Below are 17,401 nucleotides of genomic sequence, written 5' to 3'. Positions count from 1 at the left end.
CCTTTAATTTCCTTGCACCAATCCGTTCAGCTCGGCCTGAATGTTTTCAGTCGATACCAGCAGGGTGATTTCCACTCGGCGGTTACGGGCGCGGTTTTCAGCGCTATCGTTCGGGGCGACGGGGTTCATTTCGCCGCGACCCTCGGCTTTTACCCGCTCGGGGCGCGCAAGGTGCTTTTGCAGCATTTTCAGCACTGACTCGGCGCGGGAAAGGGACAATTCGTAGTTTGAAGCGAAACGCGCGCTGCGGATAGGCACGTTATCGCTATAGCCCACCACCAGGATTTTGCCGCTGACGTTGTTCATCGCCTGGGCGATGCGATCAATGACCGGTTCGTAGCGATCGCGCACCACGGTGGACGCCGAGGCGAAGAGCCCGTCGCCTTTCAGAATGACCACGCTGCGATCCGGCTCGTCGCGCACCGCCACCAGCCCCGCATCAATTTCCGGGCGCAGAAAACCGCGCAGATTCAGTACGGCGGGCAACTGCTCCACAGGTCGTTGAATATTCACTTCCGGAAGCGTTGTCTGATAAATATTCGCCAGCACCGGACTGGTTTTATCGCTCAGACGCCAGTTAAGGCTGATGTAGAACAGACAGCCCAGAAACCCGACCAGCGCGACGCAGGCCCACAGAGGTACCACCGGCCTCCATAGCTTACGTATTACCGGCTGATCTTCCGGGTGCGGCGATAGGCGCGGGGGGTAGGTGCCGCGCACGCCGCGAATCATTTGCCACAGGCGCTGTTTAATGGTTTCTAGTTGGGTGCGTCCGTTATCCATTACGCGGTAACGGCCTTCAAAACCAAGGAGCAGACAATAGTTGATAAGCTCCAGCAGCACGATATGCTCACGCGGATTCTGCGAAAGGCGAGCCAGCAACTGGAAGAATTTTTCCCCGCCCCAGGTTTCATTGTGGAAGGTCACCAGCAGGCCGCTGCCGGACCAGACGCCGCGACTGCCCCACGGCGTAAGCGCCGCCGCTTCATCCAGCGCGGTACACAGGCAATAGCGCGCGCCGATAATGACTTCATAAGGCAGATCCGCCTGTTGGCAGCGTACCTCGAAGCGGCGGATTTCGTCGATCAATCGCTGGCGCAGGCCGGCCTGGTCGTCGTGCGAAACAGAGTGGCGAATCTGATGGATAGCATTAAGCAGCGGGTTGGCGGATGCAACCAGGGGGTTGCCGCCGCTCGCGCCAGAAAGAATAGTATTGCTGCCGGTAGCTTGTCGTTCCTGCATGGTGAGCTCTCGTTGTCGTTATTCTGATGGGCTGCGGATGGCCCAGAACTCCATATCCAGTCCGGGAAACTCACCGGCGAGATGTAGCGCGAACGCGCCGGATTTTTCCATCTCCTTCCAGAGTTCACCGCCTTTTTCCAGTTCAAAATAGCTGTAACCGGCATGCCACGGGATTTGCGGGGGCGCTATCGGCATGGCGCGCAGCACCATGCCCGGTAATTGAAGCTGTACCAGATCGCGAATTTTGGTGACCGGGGCGATTTTCATTTGTGCCGGGAAGTGAGTTTGCAGCATTTCACCCGGCACGCTGGCTTTGACCGCCAGTACGAAACCAAACTGCCGCGCCATGCTGCTTTCCGGCAGCGTCGCGATGTTGAGCCCATGGGAGCGTTCGGTGAGCGGGAGTTGGATGGCGTTCTCTTCCATTACCAGCGACAGACCCTGACGCAGCACCAGCATCAGTTTGCCGAAGCAGACGGCCAGATTGTCGTGATCATAGACCGGCAGGGAAGCGTCGGGCATACGCTGAGGCAGCCAGGTAGTCAGCTCCGTGGCCAGGGGCAGCCAATCGCGCCACAGCGATTCCGGATGAAGCAGGGGCAGCGAACGCAGATGGGTGATATGGCCTATATGGTGATTGATTAAGGCCAGCAGCATGAACTCAACCATTTCGGAGGTATTAAAACGCCCCGGCTGGCGCAAACGCTGGCTCATCTGCTGGCTGCGCTGCTGTAGCAGCCCCTGCATATCGTTGAGCAGACTGTAGATCTGTACGCTATTGACGGCGTTGAGCATGGGGGGAATGTAGCTGGTATCCAGACGTATCTGGTTGTCGTTGCGCTTTTCAATCACCTCGGCCACGCCGATGGCGGTCCACTCGGCGGTGAGCTCGTTTTCCAGCATCAGTTTCAAACGCAGCCTGCCGAACTGTAACGCCGCCGCGCCTATGGAGATGGCGTTGTCGTCATCCACCTCTTCTTCAAAAGCAATATAGCGGGCAAGGGAATCGGCCGATTCGCTAAAAATCACCTCTTCACGTCCGGCGCGCCGCGCAGGCAGCGCAAGCACCACCCGCGCATTGGTCAGGTTATCCGGAATTTCCAGGGGCGCCGGCCCGTATCGCGCATCGCGAAAGGAAAACGGGGTGCCATCCGGCAGCAAACCGCTGGCGTAACTCAGCGCAATACATCCCTGACGCAACATCGCCTCGTCAAATTCCAGATCGAGAAATCCCCACAGGTAGGGGCGCTGTAAATTTCCCCATTCCCGGATGTGGCTTTGCAGGAAGCTTTCCGTTCTCTGGAAATGATGAGGGCGCAGAAACATCCCTTCGCTCCAGACCACTTTTTCTGCTTTATTCATACTGATTTCCTGTTGGAACTTCCGTTACTCGTTGACGACGCGGATCCCATCAATATCGAGAAAAACGCTGGCTTTGAGCTCGTCAGACGACCATTTCCAGAACTTATAGAAGCTATCTTTATTGGCGGCGGGAAGAGGAAGCGAGATGCGCCACTTTTTGCCATCCAGCACCTGGTATTCCGTCATGATGCCAATGTAGCGCGCATCCGTCGGGGTTTGACCGGTCGGCGTCCTGTTGAGCTGTCCCGGCATCAGGAAAAATTCGTCGACGTTAAGCAGGTTGGCGCCGAGAACCGCCTGGGCATTATTTTGCAGCGAGTAGAAATCCGCCGACATAAAGCCGGCGTCGGATTTCAATAACAGAACCCTGACTTTTAGCGGCGCCGCGTCGTTAATCTCCGGATGCGCATAAAAGTTAAGAATGTAACTGGAAGGCTCGCTGCGTGAAGACGAAACACAACCGCTCAGTAGAGTGAGAACGGCTATGAAAAACACCAGTAGAGACTGGTATAAAACCGATTTTTTTTTCATGTTGTGTTGTTAGGTTGACGCGAGATTAGTCGATAATCCAGGTTCCGCTGTTGGTATTGCGGCAGGCTTTGCCGCTGCCATCCACCGATACGCAGGTTGGTTTCTGCGCTTGACGCCGCGGTTTACGCAGCCGGTCTTTTTTCAGCGTCTCTTCATACAGTTCGCTTTTTACCGCCGCGCGGGGTGGAACATAGCCAATCAGTTCCTCCTGGCCCTGTTCGGCAATCGCCAGCCAGGCGTTTTCCACCTGACCAAGTACGTTGTAGGTATGGTTGTTTTCGAGATGGCGAACCACCTTGCCGCTGAAGTCGGGACGGCTCATGACCGACGCGGCGTAAAGCGCGCGGTATTCCTGGTTAATAGGTTGGAACTCTTGAGGTGGAACAATGGCATGACGATGCACTAACGTGACGCCATTGACTTCATTGGTCACGATGGTGTCATCAGTTAATGCGGGGGGGGGGGGGGCTTTGCAACTGGCAAGGCCAAACGCGGAGAGTAGAACTAATACGATTCGCATATTCATCATGACTTTCCTTTGCAAATAGTTTGTACGTACGAAACAAATTTCTGAGTGCTTACTGGACGATATTATTGAATAACTCGGTTAATAGCTGTATTCCCGAACAGCTATTTTTATTAAGACATGGCTACCGCACGGACTTTACGCAGAGTAAAGCCAGGTCTGCTATTTACGTTTGTCAGAACTTAATGGCGTGATTCTACATAGACTGGCTGATAATTCAATATTGTTCTCGTTACATAAAAAGGCGTTAATTATATGAAATGCTCACCAAACGATGAGTTTTTAAGCGTTGTTTATAACCTAAGTAAAATTCGGTATTGGTTTTTATTATGTGTCCAGAATGTTAACTTTATGATTATGCGTAAATTTTATCTTTTGTTTTCCTTTTCTTAACGCCAATTGTTTTTGTCTATGATTTCAGCATCATAGGTATTGAGATTAATCTTAAAATGATGGCGGCATGGTAAGGTGGCGCCGGGTTTATCCTATCGGATATTGTCGTATATTCAATATGTTGACTCCATTCAGCTATTGTATTCACATTCGAGGCGCGGTTACATATCGTTTGGAAATTTTGTTAAGGCATTAATACGATTATGCAGAGTTTGAGCCGTACCAAGGGTGCCTGCTTTATTTATGACAAACATCAACGATGCATGCAGGGGATGAAGTTCCTTGGTTCGATCGGTTAGGAATAAGATAATTAGCATGGAAATGATATTTTGATTAATGATTTATATTGGGAACAAAATTGCCCAATCAGGTCTGTTTTTTTATCTCATACTCCGTCTAAATTTGAAGGTTTAAATAAATCCTAATATTTTAACTAAATTAACCGACGTTATACCGTGATTAATTCTCGACTTCAGTTGGGTTATTTATATTCACTATTTAAGTGAATATAATAAGCATGCTAAATAATATTTTTATTAATAATCCCGATTGTACCGATCGGAGAACTCAGGTTGTGTGGATATAGCCTAAATAATTCGAGTTGCAGGAAGGCGGCAACTGGCGAAGTTCCGCAGCGCGCAAATCAGCGCGTTGGCGGGAACGGCCAGGACCGCCGGACTGTTTATCGTGTCCTGCCGCGACTGCTGATAAAAAGCCGCTGGCGCGTTATTGCGCCGTAATAATGATGCGGCGATAGGCGGTTAGCGCCGGGCTGCCATTGTCGGTAACCGCCAGGATGATGTGTTCCGTGCCCTTATTTTGCACCTGAACTTTTATCGTCTCGCTGCCATCATCTCCTAACGACAGCACCTGCGGTTTTTGCAGGAAATCTTCCCCCGGTTTCCCGACGATCTGGTCCATCGCAACCATCTGGGAAATGGCGGAGCTGGCTTCCGGGTAATGGATCCAGCTATAGCTGAGCTTATCCCCATCCGGATCGTGGGAGCCCTTGGCGCTAAGCGTGACGGTTTCCCCAACGCGGACGGCGATATTGAGCACATCTTTCCCGGCGTTGCCGTTCACCACGGCCAGCGGATTGTGATTGGCGGACGCGTAATCCTTAATGCTCCAGTCCATTCTGGCGGCAAAATCATGCTGAAATGCCGTACGCCAGCGCCAGATTGTCGCCTGATGGGAGGTATATTTCTGGCCGTCGCTGCCAGTGACCGTATCCGCCGCGTTTGGGTTGCCGGGGTAGAAATCGCCGCCGTTGCTCCAGATAGGGCGGGTTTCATTTTGCGGCTGGCGCACGATGTAACGGCCGCCCCAGCCGCCCCAGCCGGGGTTCCTGTCGCTGTTCAAACCATTGCGAATCAGACTGAGAAACGCGGGCGTATCGCCTTCCATAATAAATATATATGGTAGATACCCTTTCCCTAACGGCCCCTTGCTGCGGATATTTTTGTCGAGCCAGCTTTGCGAAACCGTGGTGAAATCCGCGCCGGGCGCATTGCGGTAAAATTTGTCGCCACTGATGCCGGTCCAGGTGGCTCTGGCATAGTCTTCCCCGTTCTGGCTGGAAGGATCGACGATATAGGTGATCTGGGGGTAGTGCTGTCTGATCCAAGACCCGGCGTCATCCTGATCGGAAATGGAATAGACGACGAGGTTACGCGTCAGCGCTTCAACCTGCTGCGCCGGGTGTTTTTGGGATAAGTCGATCAGCGCCTGGGCCAAGGTGTTGGCGCCGCCCCACAGGTTAATGAATAAGGGGTGGGCCGGATCAGCGCTTTTTTCGATGGATTTCAACAGCAGATCCGAACCCTGACTGTTTTTCCCTTCTCCGGTGGCGGCGATGCCATAAGCGGGCTGACCGGAGGCGATCAGCGATTTCAGCAACGAGGCGGCAGGGTAATTCGCATCGTGTTTCAGCAGGTTCGGCTGCACCTCGCTATAGTGATTCACCACCAGTTCAATCATATCGGGACGGATTTTTTCCCGTTGCCAGGTCGAGGTTGTGGCGACCAGGCCTTCAACATTCAGCTCATTGGTATAGAGCAGAAAGCGGGTCAGCGACATTTGGTCGTCCGGTTCGTTGCCGATGTCGCTCAGAATAAAGACGCGGGGCTTTTCCTGATAGGGCAGGGTCTTGCCGGCGATTTGCTGCATAGACTCATTGGCGGCGGCGGCCGGCAGCGCCGCGGTGAACAAGATCGGGGAGATAAGCAACAGGCCTTTGGTGACGGCGTTGTGCGTTGAGTTAAGCATTTGTAACCTCATGGATAATAAAATCAATTAATTATGTTTTTTGCGAGAGCGAATAGCGGATGAGAACACATTAGTTAGCTATGGAAACAAAATAAAAAATAAAAACCATTTTTGCGGTTTAAATCACAAAAAAGAGGCGTGGTTTTCAAAACAGCATGATGGCAAAGCGGTAATGCCGTTTGGCGGCAGGGTAGGTGAGAACGATCTCAGCGTTGCAATCGAGTCTGAATCTGCTGAACCGGGCGTTTAATCCGTCAGCGGCGAATATCGCGTGGGCTTCGGATATCACGTATATCCGCACGGGAGAAGGCTGGCTCTATCTGGCGACGGTGATTGATCTGTATTCCAGACGCATTATCGGCTTGAGTCAGAGTAATCGCCTGAAAAAGCAGTTGGTGATTGACGCGTTAGAGATGGCAATAAAACAGCGCAGACCGTTCGTAGAGCTGGCTATATGTGGCGGTTGTTTGATGACGCTTCTATTCTACGACGGTTCGTGATCTTTTGGGCGAACGGCAGTCGGGTGAACAACAGCAAATCGCCCGATAAAGGTGTCGACAGCCAGCTTTACCCATCTGTCCAGTTGACCAGGAGAGGGCCGCGTTCCCGGATGTAACAAACAATCCAGTTGTCCTTCGCTGCGCACCATGCCAATGAAAAGTGCCGCGGCGGTCTCGGCACCGATATCATGGATATTGATATCGCCGGCCAGTGACGCCGCACTTAGCTGTTCCGCCACCATCGCGGTAACGACTTTGGGGCCTGACAGGTAGAAATGCCTGCCGGCCATCGGAAAGCGGGGAGACTCGGCGACTACCACTCTGAACAGCGCGACACCGGTATCGGACAACACGATATCCAGATAAGCCCGGCCGATGTCCGTCAAGGTTTTGGCAAGGTTTCCGGGAGCGGGCTGGATCGCGCTGACCGTCGAGGCCATTAATGCGCACTGCCGCTCAATCACCGCCATAAACATGGCCTCTTTGCCGGGAAAGCAGGCATACAGCGTCTTTTTGGAGACGCCGGCTTCACGCTGAATCATATCCGTCGTCGCGGCGCTGAAACCATGCGTCAGGAATACCGAAGCCGCTGCATTTAAGACGACGGATATCTTGTCGTGATGGGGATGAATACTTTCGGGCACAGAGCGCTCCTGCGTTAAAAGCCATTAGTCAGCAAGTATACCTACCGGTATCCTGAGATAAAACTCATTTGTTACAACAATATTAAGAAATTGACGATATTTGATTTATTTTGTAAGGTACCGATCAGTTTCCATCCCCGTATGTAATCGCAATATCCCCTTTATTTTTGTTGCTTTAATGAAGAGAACGGTTAGTTCCGCTCTCGGTTTGAGGAATTGAATGAACCGTCTTGTTCGATATACATCGCTGTCTCAAGGCGCACCTGCTCTGATTGCTCTGTTACTGGCAGGATGCGTCACTCCCCCGTCGGTACAGGCGCCCGCTACAGGCTCTAAAGTTGCAGCGCTGAAGGCGCGTGAGGCCATGGTCGCCCGGCATCCCGCACTGACCCGTTCCCGGGCGCCTGAGCACTGGTGGGCGTTGTTTAACGATGCCACATTGATACAACTGGAGTCTGAAGTGGGCGCCAACCTGGATTTGCGGACAGCGGCTCTGCGTATCGACGAAAGCCGCGCGCAGTCAGGGCTGGTCGACGCTTCCCGCCGTCCCAGTCTGTCCGCCCGTAGCGGATACGCCAGTTCCGCTATCAGCGAGAACTCGCCCACCCATCGGCTCGGCGCGCCGACCAGCAGCTATAATACCTGGTCGTTAGGGATGGAAGCCGCATGGGAACTGGATTTATGGGGGCATCTGCGCCATCTCGGCGAATCCGCGCAGGCCAACCTACAGGCGGCCTACTATGGCCGGGAAGCGGCTGAGGTTTCCGTTACCGCGGAGGTGGCCCGGACCTATATTTTGCTGCGGGGCATACAGGCGCAGGCGTCGCTGGTGGAAGCGAACCAGCGCATTGCCCGGGATTTAGTGCGTATGGCCGAAAGCCGGGAACGTAATGGCGTGGCTAACCGTTTTGATGCGGCATCGGCGCGGGCGGATGCCGCAGCACTGGAGGCGAGATTAACGGACTTGAACCATCAGCGCGCTGCGTTGATGAACGCGCTGGCTCTGTTGTTGGGCAGGGCGCCGCGAGAGCTTGATGCGCGTCTGACGAGCGCCGCGCTGCCCTCTATGCCTGCGCGGTTGCCGATTGGCGTACCCTCCGACCTGGCCCGGCACCGACCCGATATATTGCAGGCGGAAGCAAAGCTGCATGCCGCAGTGGCGGATATCGGCGCGGCCGAGGCCGATTTCTATCCGCGTATCAGCCTGACCGGATCGCTGGGCGTGCAGGGGTTCAACTTATCGGATCTCGGCAGTTGGGATTCCCGCCAGTTTTCGCTTGGCCCTACTCTCTATTTGCCCATTTTCGAAGGCGGGCGCTTACGCCGACAACTGGAGTTGAGTGAAACGCGCATGTCTCTGGCGGCCGTCGACTATCAGCAAACCGTGCTGCGGGCATGGCATGAAGTGGACAACGCGCTGGGCGCTTATGCCAGTGAAGGCAAACGGCATGAGCAGCTTCAGAGCGCCATCGAAAACAACCAGGTGGCGCTCTCCGTCGCCCAACGCTCTTATCAGGAAGGCTCGGCTGATTTTACTACCGTATTGGTTGCCCGCCGCACGTTGCTGGCAAGTCAGGCAGAACTGAGCGACTGTGCAACGGCTTCAGCACTGTCCGTTGTCTCGCTGTATCGTGCATTGGGCGGTGGATGGTCGGCAAATCTCCAGGCTGAAGCCGCTACGGGCAGGACACGATCATGAGTACGGCGATGCCCGCTTCCGCGCCTTCCATCCCCCAGCCCCAACCGGTCTTTAATCTCCGTCTGGCGGTGGGTCTGTTGGGCATACTTCTCGCCGCAATGGTAGCCGGCCTGAGCAGCCGGGTTCCCTCTCTGGCGCTGGCTGATATACAAGGAGGGCTGGGGTTTGCAAGGGATGATATCTCCTGGCTTACCACCGCCTATTCGGCCGGTGAACTGGCCGCCATGCCGTTTGCGGCGTGGTTCGCCATCACCTTCTCAATGCGCCGCTTCCATTTGACGATGCTGGCGGCGGCAATGGCGCTTGCCGCCCTGTTGCCCTATATCCGCGATTTGCACTTACTGCTGGCGTTGCGTGTCCTGCATGGTCTGTGCGCCGGGGCGCTTGTGCCCATTCTGATGATGGCTGCTCTGCGTTTCCTGCCTGCGCCGATCAGGCTGCACGGCCTGGCATTGTTCGCGATGACGGCCACACTGTCACCCAATGTCGCACTCTGGCTTGCCACCTTCTCCGTCGATCAACTGGATAACTGGCGATGGGCATACTGGAATGTTATTCCCCCGGGGCTGTTGGCCATGGCGATGGTCGCCTGGGGGATTCCTGAAATGCCGATGGCGCTGGCGCGGCTAAAACAGGCTGACTGGTTTGGTATGCTGTTTGCCGTACCCGGCCTGATGTTGTTGGTGGTCGGCATCGATCAGGGCGTGCGTCTGGACTGGTTTCACTCACCGATGATCGTGGCCGCACTGTGTGTTGGTCTCGGCTTCACCGCGTTGTTCTTTATCTGCGAGTGGTTACATCCTGCGCCCTTCATCCGGCTGGATTTATTGAAGCGGCGCAATATCTGGCTGGGCTTCATCACGCTGTTGGGCTTTTTTGTCGTCAGCTTTTCCGGAGTCGGTTTACCTGCCAATACCCTGGCCGGGCTGCACGGTTTTCGTCTCGAACAGACGGCTTCTTTGGGATTGATGGTGGGTCTTCCGCAACTGATTCTGGGTTCCTGTGTGGCGATCATGCTCTACCAGCGCTGGGTAGACGCGCGCTACGTCTTTGCCGCCGGCCTGGCATGCATTGTTGCCGCATGCTGGCTGGCGTCGGGCATTACGGATGAGTGGATGGTGCCGCAGTTCCTGGTCATCACACTGTTGCATGTCATCGGGCAACCGCTGGCGATGGTTGCCATGTTGTTTCTTATCGTCAGCGTCGTTCAGCCAATGGAAGGCCCCTATCTGGCGGGGCTGGTCAATATTGTGCGCGTCATCAGCACGGTTGTGGCGGGGGCGCTTATCAATCAACTGAATCTGATACGTACCCGCATTCACTATGAGTCGTTACGGGATCAGGCCGGCAACCTTTCGGCGCACTGGGCAGGTTTTCATACCTCGTCTGACTCGCTTACCGCGTTGGTCGTCAGGCAGAGCAGTGTGCTGGCGGTGGCGGATATCTACCGCGTTATCGGTCTGGTTGCGCTGCTGATGATCCCGCTGGTCCTTAAGTTCCAGTATATTCCGGCGCCTGTCGTTCCTCGTCTCTCCCCATCCATTCCGTCGGCCTCGCAGCCTGGCGTGGCATCAAAATAAGCTAAAGAAAAGTGAACATGACTACTAAATATAAACTGCAAATCATCATCGCACTGATTGCCGCCGCCATAGTGATCTCGGCCATCTGGATACTGAACAAATCGGAGGCCGGCGCCGCCTCGCAAAGCACAGATGATGCCTATGTACGGGCGGATTTTACCGTGATCGCCCCTCAGGTCTCAGGTGTGATTACCACGGTTTCCGTCGATGATAACCAACAGGTTGAGCAAGGGGCGCCCTTATTTCAAATTGATGACCGAGAATTGATGGTCGCGCGCGAAAATGCGCAGGCCAATATCGACAGTCTCAATGCACAACTGGAACGTCAGCAAAGCCTGATTGCGCAGGCAAATGCGGCGGTTGCCGCCTCAAGTGCTAATCTCAAACTGGCGGAACGAAACCACCAGCGCTTTATCAATCTTGCCCGTGACGGATCGGGTACGGTAAAGGACCAGCAGCAGGCTGAAGCGGAGTGGGGCGTACAGCGTGCCGCTTATGACCGGGATCGGGCCGGATTGCGCTCAGCCGAACAGCAGGTAAAGATCCTGCATGCCGAGCTTGATAAGGCGCGGGCGGCAAAAGTGGATGCTGACCTGCGGCTATCCTATACACAGGTAGCGGCCCCGATAGCCGGCACGGTTGCGCAACGCCATGCGCGTGTCGGGGGGTATGCGCATGTGGGCGAGCCGCAGCTTACCCTGGTGCCGCTGGATAAGATTTACATTGAAGCAAATTTCCGTGAAACCCAGTTGGCTCGTATACAGGTTGGACAGACCGTAGACATCACGGTGGATGCGCTGCCCGACGTACATCTCACCGGGCATGTGGACAGTGTCGGGCCTGCCAGCGGCGCAAGCTTTTCACTGGTGCCGCCACATAATGCGACGGGGAATTTCACCAAGATCGTTCAGCGACTGCCTGTTCGTATCCGACTGGATAAAGAGCAAAAAGATGTGATGAGGCTACGTGTCGGTATGTCGGTCACACCGACTGTTGATGTTGCCGACGCGCTATCAACATCAATGTGATGAACTGTTTTTTAAACCGGTTTCCAGAATAACTTACTGTTTCCGAGGTTGCGTATGCACGGCTATCAAATAACGTTTTTTACCCAGCAGGACCGTTTACATGGACAACGTCCTCTTGCGCAATGGCTGATCGAAGAAGCCCGTCGTCAGGGCATTCGTGGCGCGACGCTGAACGGCGCGCTTGGCGGGCTGGGGCACGATGGTACCGTGCATGCGGTCAATCTTTTCGATCTCTCCGACCAGCCTGTTCAGGTAACGCTGGTGGTCACTGAAGAGGAGGCCGCGCGGTTCTTTGAGATTCTGGAAAAAGAGCAGGTACACGTTTTTTACGTTCAGGTCGCCGCTGAGTTTGGAACATTGGGGAGCGGACCATCCCGTGTTCTATCAGGAGGTTGATATCGACCTGAATCCCAATATCGGCGCGGACTGGATGCTCAACCCGGCAATCGACGCGGGTTGACTAAAGTTGAGCGGTAATGTGCAAAGTTATTTAGTTCAATTAGTACAGCGGGCGACAGAAAAAGGTAAGTCGGTATCTACCATAACTAATGGATACTGGGTGAAAAGTTATGAAAAAGCATACAGTAGGTTATTCAAACTTAAGGCGCTAAATAGCTGTTCCAAATAGTAGATCACCGTGAGGGAACTCAGTCCGAATTGTGCGATCTGATCAATCGCCAAACCAACCAAAATCACCAACCGGACTGAGCGATGCCGATCATAGCACCAATGCCTCGTAACGAACGACGCCTGATGCGGAAAACCATCCATAAAACACGTGATAAAAACCATGCACGCAGGCTCAACGCCATGCTGATGCTTCACGATGGAAACAGCGTCAGCCATGTCGCCAGAACACTTTGCTGTGCCCGCTCTTCGATAGGCCGCTGGATTAACTGGCTGACGGAATATGGTCTGGAAGGCCTGAAAACCCTGCCTTCCGGACGGCAACGACGATGGCCATTTGAACAGATATGTGCATTGTTACGCCAACTGGTCCAGCGAACGCCGGGGGATTTTGGCTACCAGCGTTCGCGCTGGAGCACAGAACTGCTGGCGATAAAAATCCGCGAGATAACAGGTTGTCAGCTTCATGCCTCTACGATACGGAGATGGTTACCGGCAGCCGGACTTGTCTGGCGCAGGGCTGCGCCTACCTTGCATATACGCGATCCACACAAGGAAGAAAAAATGACGGCAATCCACGGAGCACTGCAAAAATGCAGCGTGGACCATCCGGTGTTTTACGAGGACGAAGTGGATATCCACCTCAACCCCAAAATCGGTGCAGACTGGCAAGTGCGTGGTCAGCAAAAGCGCGTTGTGACACCGGGCCAGAACGAAAAATATTATCTGGCGGGAGCCCTGCACAGCGGAACAGGAAAAGTCAGCTACGTCGGGGGTAGCAGGAAAAGCTCAGCACTGTTTATCAGTCTGCTGGAACACATGAAAGCGACATACCGGCGGGCGAAAACGATCACGCTTATCGTCGATAACTACATCATCCATAAAAGCCAGCAAACCCTGAAATGGTTGAAACAGAATCCGAAGTTCAGGGTTATTTACCAGCCCGTATACTCACCGTGGGTGAATCACGTTGAACGACTGTGGCAGGCACTGCACGACACGATAACCCGAAACCACCAGTGCCGCGCCATGTGGCAACTGCTGAAAAAGGTTCGCCATTTTATAGAGACCGTCAGTCCATTCCCGGGAGGAAAACATGGACAGACCAAAGTGTAGCGGTATTAGGAACAGCTATTTAGGGAAATTCGCTTTTGTTTTCCGCCCCAGTAATAGCGGAAGTGCCAGGTTTTTCCACCTTTGGGTGAAACAGCAAGCGAAAGGCCGGAATCATCGGGGAGAGTATAGGCTTTGCCGGTAATTTTGGCCCGGCGGACTGCGGTATCGGAACGTGCCATGATCGTAGCTCCTGATTTTTGGTCAGAGCTGGATTTTGGTTTTCAATCGTAGAGTCATCTAGCAACAATCCGGAATCAAACTCACCCGCATTTCCGATGGACTTAAAAATGGACTTAAAAGTATCGGATACAGGTGGATTTCAGTGGAAGTCGCTGGAGCATAGAAGGATGGTTTTCATTATTCTATCAATGACCTATGGACATCGGTAGACATCCACAGAACAGAATTTGGCTCCCCTGACTGGACTCGAACCAGTGACATACGGATTAACAGTCCGCCGTTCTACCGACTGAACTACAGAGGAATCGTGTGAACGGGGCGCATCATAACGGGGTGTATCGCGCATGTCAAAGGCGGCGACCATATATTTGAACCGTTCGGCGAGAGAATGTGCAATCTGCGGGAATTTATACCGCTGTCCGGTATCGGGCGCCCGCGCACCCGATACCGGCGCCGGCTATTTATTCGCCGGGTCGTTATCCGCCAGCACAAACATCCCGTAGGGGTGAATCTGTAAAAAGTAACTATCCCCCGGATTCGGTTGGAGCTGGGTGGCGTTGACCTGCAACAGCAGCGATTGCCCGTGCCACTCCACCTGCACTTCGTATTGCGGCCCCATATAGGCGACCTGGGTAATGGTGCAGCGCTGGCTTTCCTCGCCTTGCAGGCCGAGGGTGATGGCTTCCGGACGCACGCCGACCGTGCATTCGCCCGCGCCCGCGGCGAAACCTGGCGGGCGCGGCAGTTTATAGCCGTAAATAGCCACGCTGTCATCGGCGATCGCCGCCGGGAAGATGTTGGCATCCCCCATAAAACTGGCCATAAAGTGGGACGCCGGCTGGCGATACAGCTCCTGCGGCGCGCCCAACTGCATGATTTTGCCTTTGTTCATCACCAGCACCATATCGGAAACCGCAAAGGCTTCGCTCTGGTCGTGCGTGACGTACAGCGAGGTGATGTTGAACTGCTGCTGAAGCTCGCGGATTTTCTCGCGCATGCTGCGGCGCAGGTTGGCGTCCAGGTTGCTCAGCGGCTCATCAAACAGCAAAACCTTGGGCTTGAGGATTAACGCGCGGGCCAGCGCCACCCGCTGCTGTTGGCCGCCGGAGATTTGATCGACAAAACGATCGGCGAACCCGTCCAGGTCCACCAGCGCCAGCGCCTCTTTTACCCGCTGGTTAATTTCCGCCTTTGGGCGCCTGAGCATTTTCAGCCCGTAGCCAATGTTTTCCCCCAGCGACATATGCGGGAAAAGGGCGTAGGACTGAAACACCATACAGATGTCGCGCTGCTGAATGGAGCGTTCGGTCACGTCTTCGTCGTCGATAAGGATGCGGCCTTCCGTCGGTTTTTCCAGCCCGGCGACCAGGCGGAGTACGGTGGTTTTGCCGCAGCCGGAGGGGCCGAGCAGCGTGACCATTTTCCCTTGCGGAATGGCCAGATTGAGGTCGTCAACAACGGTGTTGTGGCCGAAACGCTTGGTGACGTGCTTCAGTTCAACAAAGTTCTTATGACGGGCGCCCTGTGGGCCGGCGTTAAATGAGGTTGCCGGCGCTTGTTGGTTTGCAGTATTCAAGGTAATCACTCCGCTTAGTCGCTGTTCTGGGCTTTGGAGCGGGAAACCCGCGCTTCGCCGACCAGGTAGTCGAACAGGAAAATAATGGCCAGCATCACCACAATCAGAATGGAGCCGTAGGCAATCGCCATGCCGTATTCGCCGTCTTCCACCCGGTTCAGAATGTAGGAGGTGGCGACCCGGGTGTCCGGCGTCACCAGAAAGATAATGGCGCTGACGGTGGTGACGGCGCGTACAAAGCTGTAAATCAGCGCCGACAGGATCGCCGGGCGCAGCAGCGGCAGCAGGATATAAAACACGGTGCGCATCGATCCCGCCCGCAGGCTGAGCGACGCCTCGTCCAGCGATTTGTCCAACTGGCCCAGCCCGGCGATCCCGGCGCGGATGCCGACGGGCACGTTGCGCATCACCATCGAGATAATCACGATGGCCGCGGTGCCCGTCAGATATATCGGCGCGTTGTTAAACGCCAGAATATAAGAGACCCCGGCCACGGTGCCCGGCACGGCGAAACACAGCATGGTGGTGAACTCGATGGTCTTCTTGCCATGAAACTGCTGGCGCACCACGATATAGGCGATCAGCAGCCCGAACAGCGCGGTGATTGGCGCGGCGATGCCGGCGAATAGCAGGGTATCGAGCATGGAGGGCCAGGCGCCTTCGCTGAAGCCCTGTCCGAACAGCTTGCTGAAGTTGGCCAGCGTCAGGGTGTAGTCGACGCCCCAGTTAACGGTGAAGCTGCCGTAGAAAATGCTGCCGTACAGCAGGAAGTTAAAGGCAATCCACACATAGAGCAGAATACTGACGATCCACACCAGCGATACCGGCAGCGGCTGAACGTCCCCGCGGTAGGATTTCCCGGAGATGGTGACGTAGGAACGTTTGCCGATCCACAGGTACTGGATACAGAATACCGCCAGGGAGAACAGCAGCAGGATCACCCCCAGCGTGCTGGCGGCCTGATAATCCAGCTGGGCGCCGACGATATAGAAATAGATCTGGGTGGCGAGAACGTCGAAGTTGCCGCCCAGCACCAGCGGGTTGCTGAAGTCCGCCAGCGACTGCACGATAACGATCAGGAACGAATTGGCCAGCGCCGGTTTCAGCAGCGGCAGAAAGACGCGCCGAAAGGTCTGCCAGCGGTTGGCGCGCAGCGTATAGGAGGCTTCCTCCAGCGACGGATGGATGGTTTTAATCGCCCCTTCGAGGATCATAAACGACATCGGGGTAAAGGCGAGGACCTGCGCCAGCCAGATGCCGGTAAAGCCGTAGAGCCAGTTGGTATTGGTTAATCCGAACCAGTCGACCATCAGTTCGGTGATGTAGCCGGAGCGCCCCATCATCAGGGTCACGCCCAGCCCGACCACGAACGGCGGCGTAACGATGGGCAGGATGGAGAATACCCGGCCGATAATGGCGGAGCGCCGGGCGATGCGTGAGGTGTAGATGGCCAGCACCATACCGAAAAAGGTACAGCCGACGCCGACCGCCACCGACAGCATGAACGAATTGCCGATCACCTGTAAAATATGGGCTTGCTGCAGTATCTGTATAAACAGCAGCGGCGCGAACTCGCCGCTGCTGTTGGTGAACATGGGGATGAAAATGGCGATGCTGGGGTAAAGAATAAATACCCCGATCAGCGCAATGATGCCGACCAGCGAGCCAATAACGAACCGATCGCCGCCCAGCCAGTCGAGGCGCGACAGCGACAGGGTGATGATGGCCCCCAGCGCGATAAACAGCGGGATGGTGGCGTAACCCATGCCCCGTCCTTCAATGGCGGAGCCGATCACCACGAAGAGGGCGCAGAACAGCGCGTAGGCCGCGTCGCCGCGATGCCGCCCGCGCCGTTCGCGGCCGGCGGCAGCCAGCGGGCGAAGCAACAGGCCCAGCGGCAGCGCGAACCACAGCAGGCTGACATTCAGGCTCGACCAGCTGTAGGCCTCCAGCAGTTCATCACGCGAGACGTCAAACAGGCCGTAATCCAGGCTCCAGGCCGGCAGCAGCAGAAAGGAGGCCGCTATCAGCGCCAGCCACAGAAAGACGGGGTCTCGTTTGCGCGGCGGCGTCAGTGTTAAGGTGTGTGACATGATGGATTCCCTGGTGTTGTCATCATTTATTAAGCG

13 protein-coding genes, 1 tRNA gene and 2 pseudogenes are annotated in these 17,401 nt (G+C 55.1%); 6 read left to right on the top strand and 10 right to left on the bottom strand.

Annotated elements, in window-relative coordinates; genetic code table 11:
* Nucleotides 1-3: 3 nt before the first annotated feature.
* From MFP24_RS08450 to MFP24_RS08430, 5 genes are all read right to left on the bottom strand, one after another.
* Nucleotides 4-1,242, bottom strand: a complete 1,239-nt coding sequence (locus tag MFP24_RS08450) for a DotU family type VI secretion system protein (protein ID WP_249229867.1) — start codon at nucleotides 1,240-1,242, stop codon at nucleotides 4-6.
* Between the two features lie 18 nt (nucleotides 1,243-1,260).
* Nucleotides 1,261-2,604, bottom strand: a complete 1,344-nt coding sequence (gene tssK, locus MFP24_RS08445; protein ID WP_249229868.1) for a type VI secretion system baseplate subunit TssK — start codon at nucleotides 2,602-2,604, stop codon at nucleotides 1,261-1,263.
* Between the two features lie 24 nt (nucleotides 2,605-2,628).
* A complete protein-coding gene (gene tssJ / locus MFP24_RS08440) occupies nucleotides 2,629-3,135 on the bottom strand; it encodes a type VI secretion system lipoprotein TssJ (RefSeq protein ID WP_249229869.1) in 507 nt (168 codons plus the stop codon).
* 25 nt (nucleotides 3,136-3,160) lie between these two features.
* Nucleotides 3,161-3,661 carry an SH3 domain-containing protein gene (locus tag MFP24_RS08435; RefSeq protein ID WP_249229870.1) on the bottom strand — a complete coding sequence of 167 codons (501 nt, stop codon included), beginning with the start codon at nucleotides 3,659-3,661 and terminating at the stop codon, nucleotides 3,161-3,163.
* A gap of 1,119 nt (nucleotides 3,662-4,780) precedes the next feature.
* Complete coding sequence (locus tag MFP24_RS08430; protein ID WP_249229871.1) at nucleotides 4,781-6,322, bottom strand: nucleoside hydrolase-like domain-containing protein; 1,542 nt, start codon at nucleotides 6,320-6,322, stop codon at nucleotides 4,781-4,783.
* Between the two features lie 227 nt (nucleotides 6,323-6,549).
* Between MFP24_RS08430 and MFP24_RS08425 the strand changes: the two are divergent.
* A pseudogene (locus MFP24_RS08425) lies at nucleotides 6,550-6,759 on the top strand (DDE-type integrase/transposase/recombinase); the annotation flags it as partial.
* Between the two features lie 47 nt (nucleotides 6,760-6,806).
* Here the strand turns inward: MFP24_RS08425 and MFP24_RS08420 are convergent.
* A complete protein-coding gene (locus tag MFP24_RS08420; RefSeq protein ID WP_249229872.1) occupies nucleotides 6,807-7,466 on the bottom strand; it encodes a TetR/AcrR family transcriptional regulator in 660 nt (219 codons plus the stop codon).
* A gap of 220 nt (nucleotides 7,467-7,686) precedes the next feature.
* Here MFP24_RS08420 and MFP24_RS08415 point away from each other — a divergent pair, with 220 nt between their 5' ends.
* From MFP24_RS08415 to MFP24_RS08390, 5 genes and pseudogenes are all read left to right on the top strand, one after another.
* Entirely contained in the window at nucleotides 7,687-9,165 is a 1,479-nt protein-coding gene (locus MFP24_RS08415; protein ID WP_249229873.1) for an efflux transporter outer membrane subunit, read from the top strand.
* Nucleotides 9,162-10,745: an MFS transporter gene (locus MFP24_RS08410; RefSeq protein WP_249229874.1), complete on the top strand. Its 1,584-nt coding sequence runs from the start codon at nucleotides 9,162-9,164 to the stop codon at nucleotides 10,743-10,745. The genes MFP24_RS08415 and MFP24_RS08410 overlap by 4 nt, the downstream gene beginning before the upstream one ends.
* A gap of 17 nt (nucleotides 10,746-10,762) precedes the next feature.
* Nucleotides 10,763-11,773, top strand: coding sequence for an HlyD family secretion protein (locus MFP24_RS08405; protein WP_249229875.1), 1,011 nt, complete (start codon nucleotides 10,763-10,765; stop codon nucleotides 11,771-11,773).
* Nucleotides 11,774-11,827: 54 nt separating this feature from the next.
* Nucleotides 11,828-12,070 (top strand): annotated as a pseudogene (locus MFP24_RS08400) (DUF190 domain-containing protein); the annotation flags it as partial.
* A gap of 414 nt (nucleotides 12,071-12,484) precedes the next feature.
* On the top strand, nucleotides 12,485-13,516 hold the full coding sequence (locus tag MFP24_RS08390; RefSeq protein ID WP_249229877.1) for an IS630 family transposase: 1,032 nt from the start codon (nucleotides 12,485-12,487) through the stop codon (nucleotides 13,514-13,516).
* A gap of 5 nt (nucleotides 13,517-13,521) precedes the next feature.
* On the opposite strand, the gene MFP24_RS08385 is transcribed toward MFP24_RS08390, so the two are convergent.
* The 4 genes from MFP24_RS08385 to MFP24_RS08370 all read right to left on the bottom strand — a co-directional run bounded on the left by MFP24_RS08385 (nucleotide 13,522) and on the right by MFP24_RS08370 (nucleotide 17,365).
* A complete protein-coding gene (locus MFP24_RS08385; RefSeq protein ID WP_438839185.1) occupies nucleotides 13,522-13,695 on the bottom strand; it encodes an Arm DNA-binding domain-containing protein in 174 nt (57 codons plus the stop codon).
* Between the two features lie 229 nt (nucleotides 13,696-13,924).
* Nucleotides 13,925-14,000: transfer RNA gene (locus tag MFP24_RS08380), tRNA-Asn, on the bottom strand.
* Between the two features lie 153 nt (nucleotides 14,001-14,153).
* Nucleotides 14,154-15,272 carry a ferric ABC transporter ATP-binding protein gene (gene fbpC, locus MFP24_RS08375; RefSeq protein WP_263458444.1) on the bottom strand — a complete coding sequence of 373 codons (1,119 nt, stop codon included), beginning with the start codon at nucleotides 15,270-15,272 and terminating at the stop codon, nucleotides 14,154-14,156.
* Nucleotides 15,273-15,286: 14 nt separating this feature from the next.
* Nucleotides 15,287-17,365 carry an ABC transporter permease gene (locus MFP24_RS08370; protein WP_249229878.1) on the bottom strand — a complete coding sequence of 693 codons (2,079 nt, stop codon included), beginning with the start codon at nucleotides 17,363-17,365 and terminating at the stop codon, nucleotides 15,287-15,289.
* Nucleotides 17,366-17,401: the final 36 nt, after the last annotated feature.

Source organism: Brenneria tiliae, assembly GCF_023347575.1.
Classification (GTDB): Bacteria; Pseudomonadota; Gammaproteobacteria; order Enterobacterales; family Enterobacteriaceae; genus Brenneria; species Brenneria corticis.
Note: the sequence above shows the minus strand (reverse complement) of the source record. Positions and strands in the feature narration are given on the sequence as shown.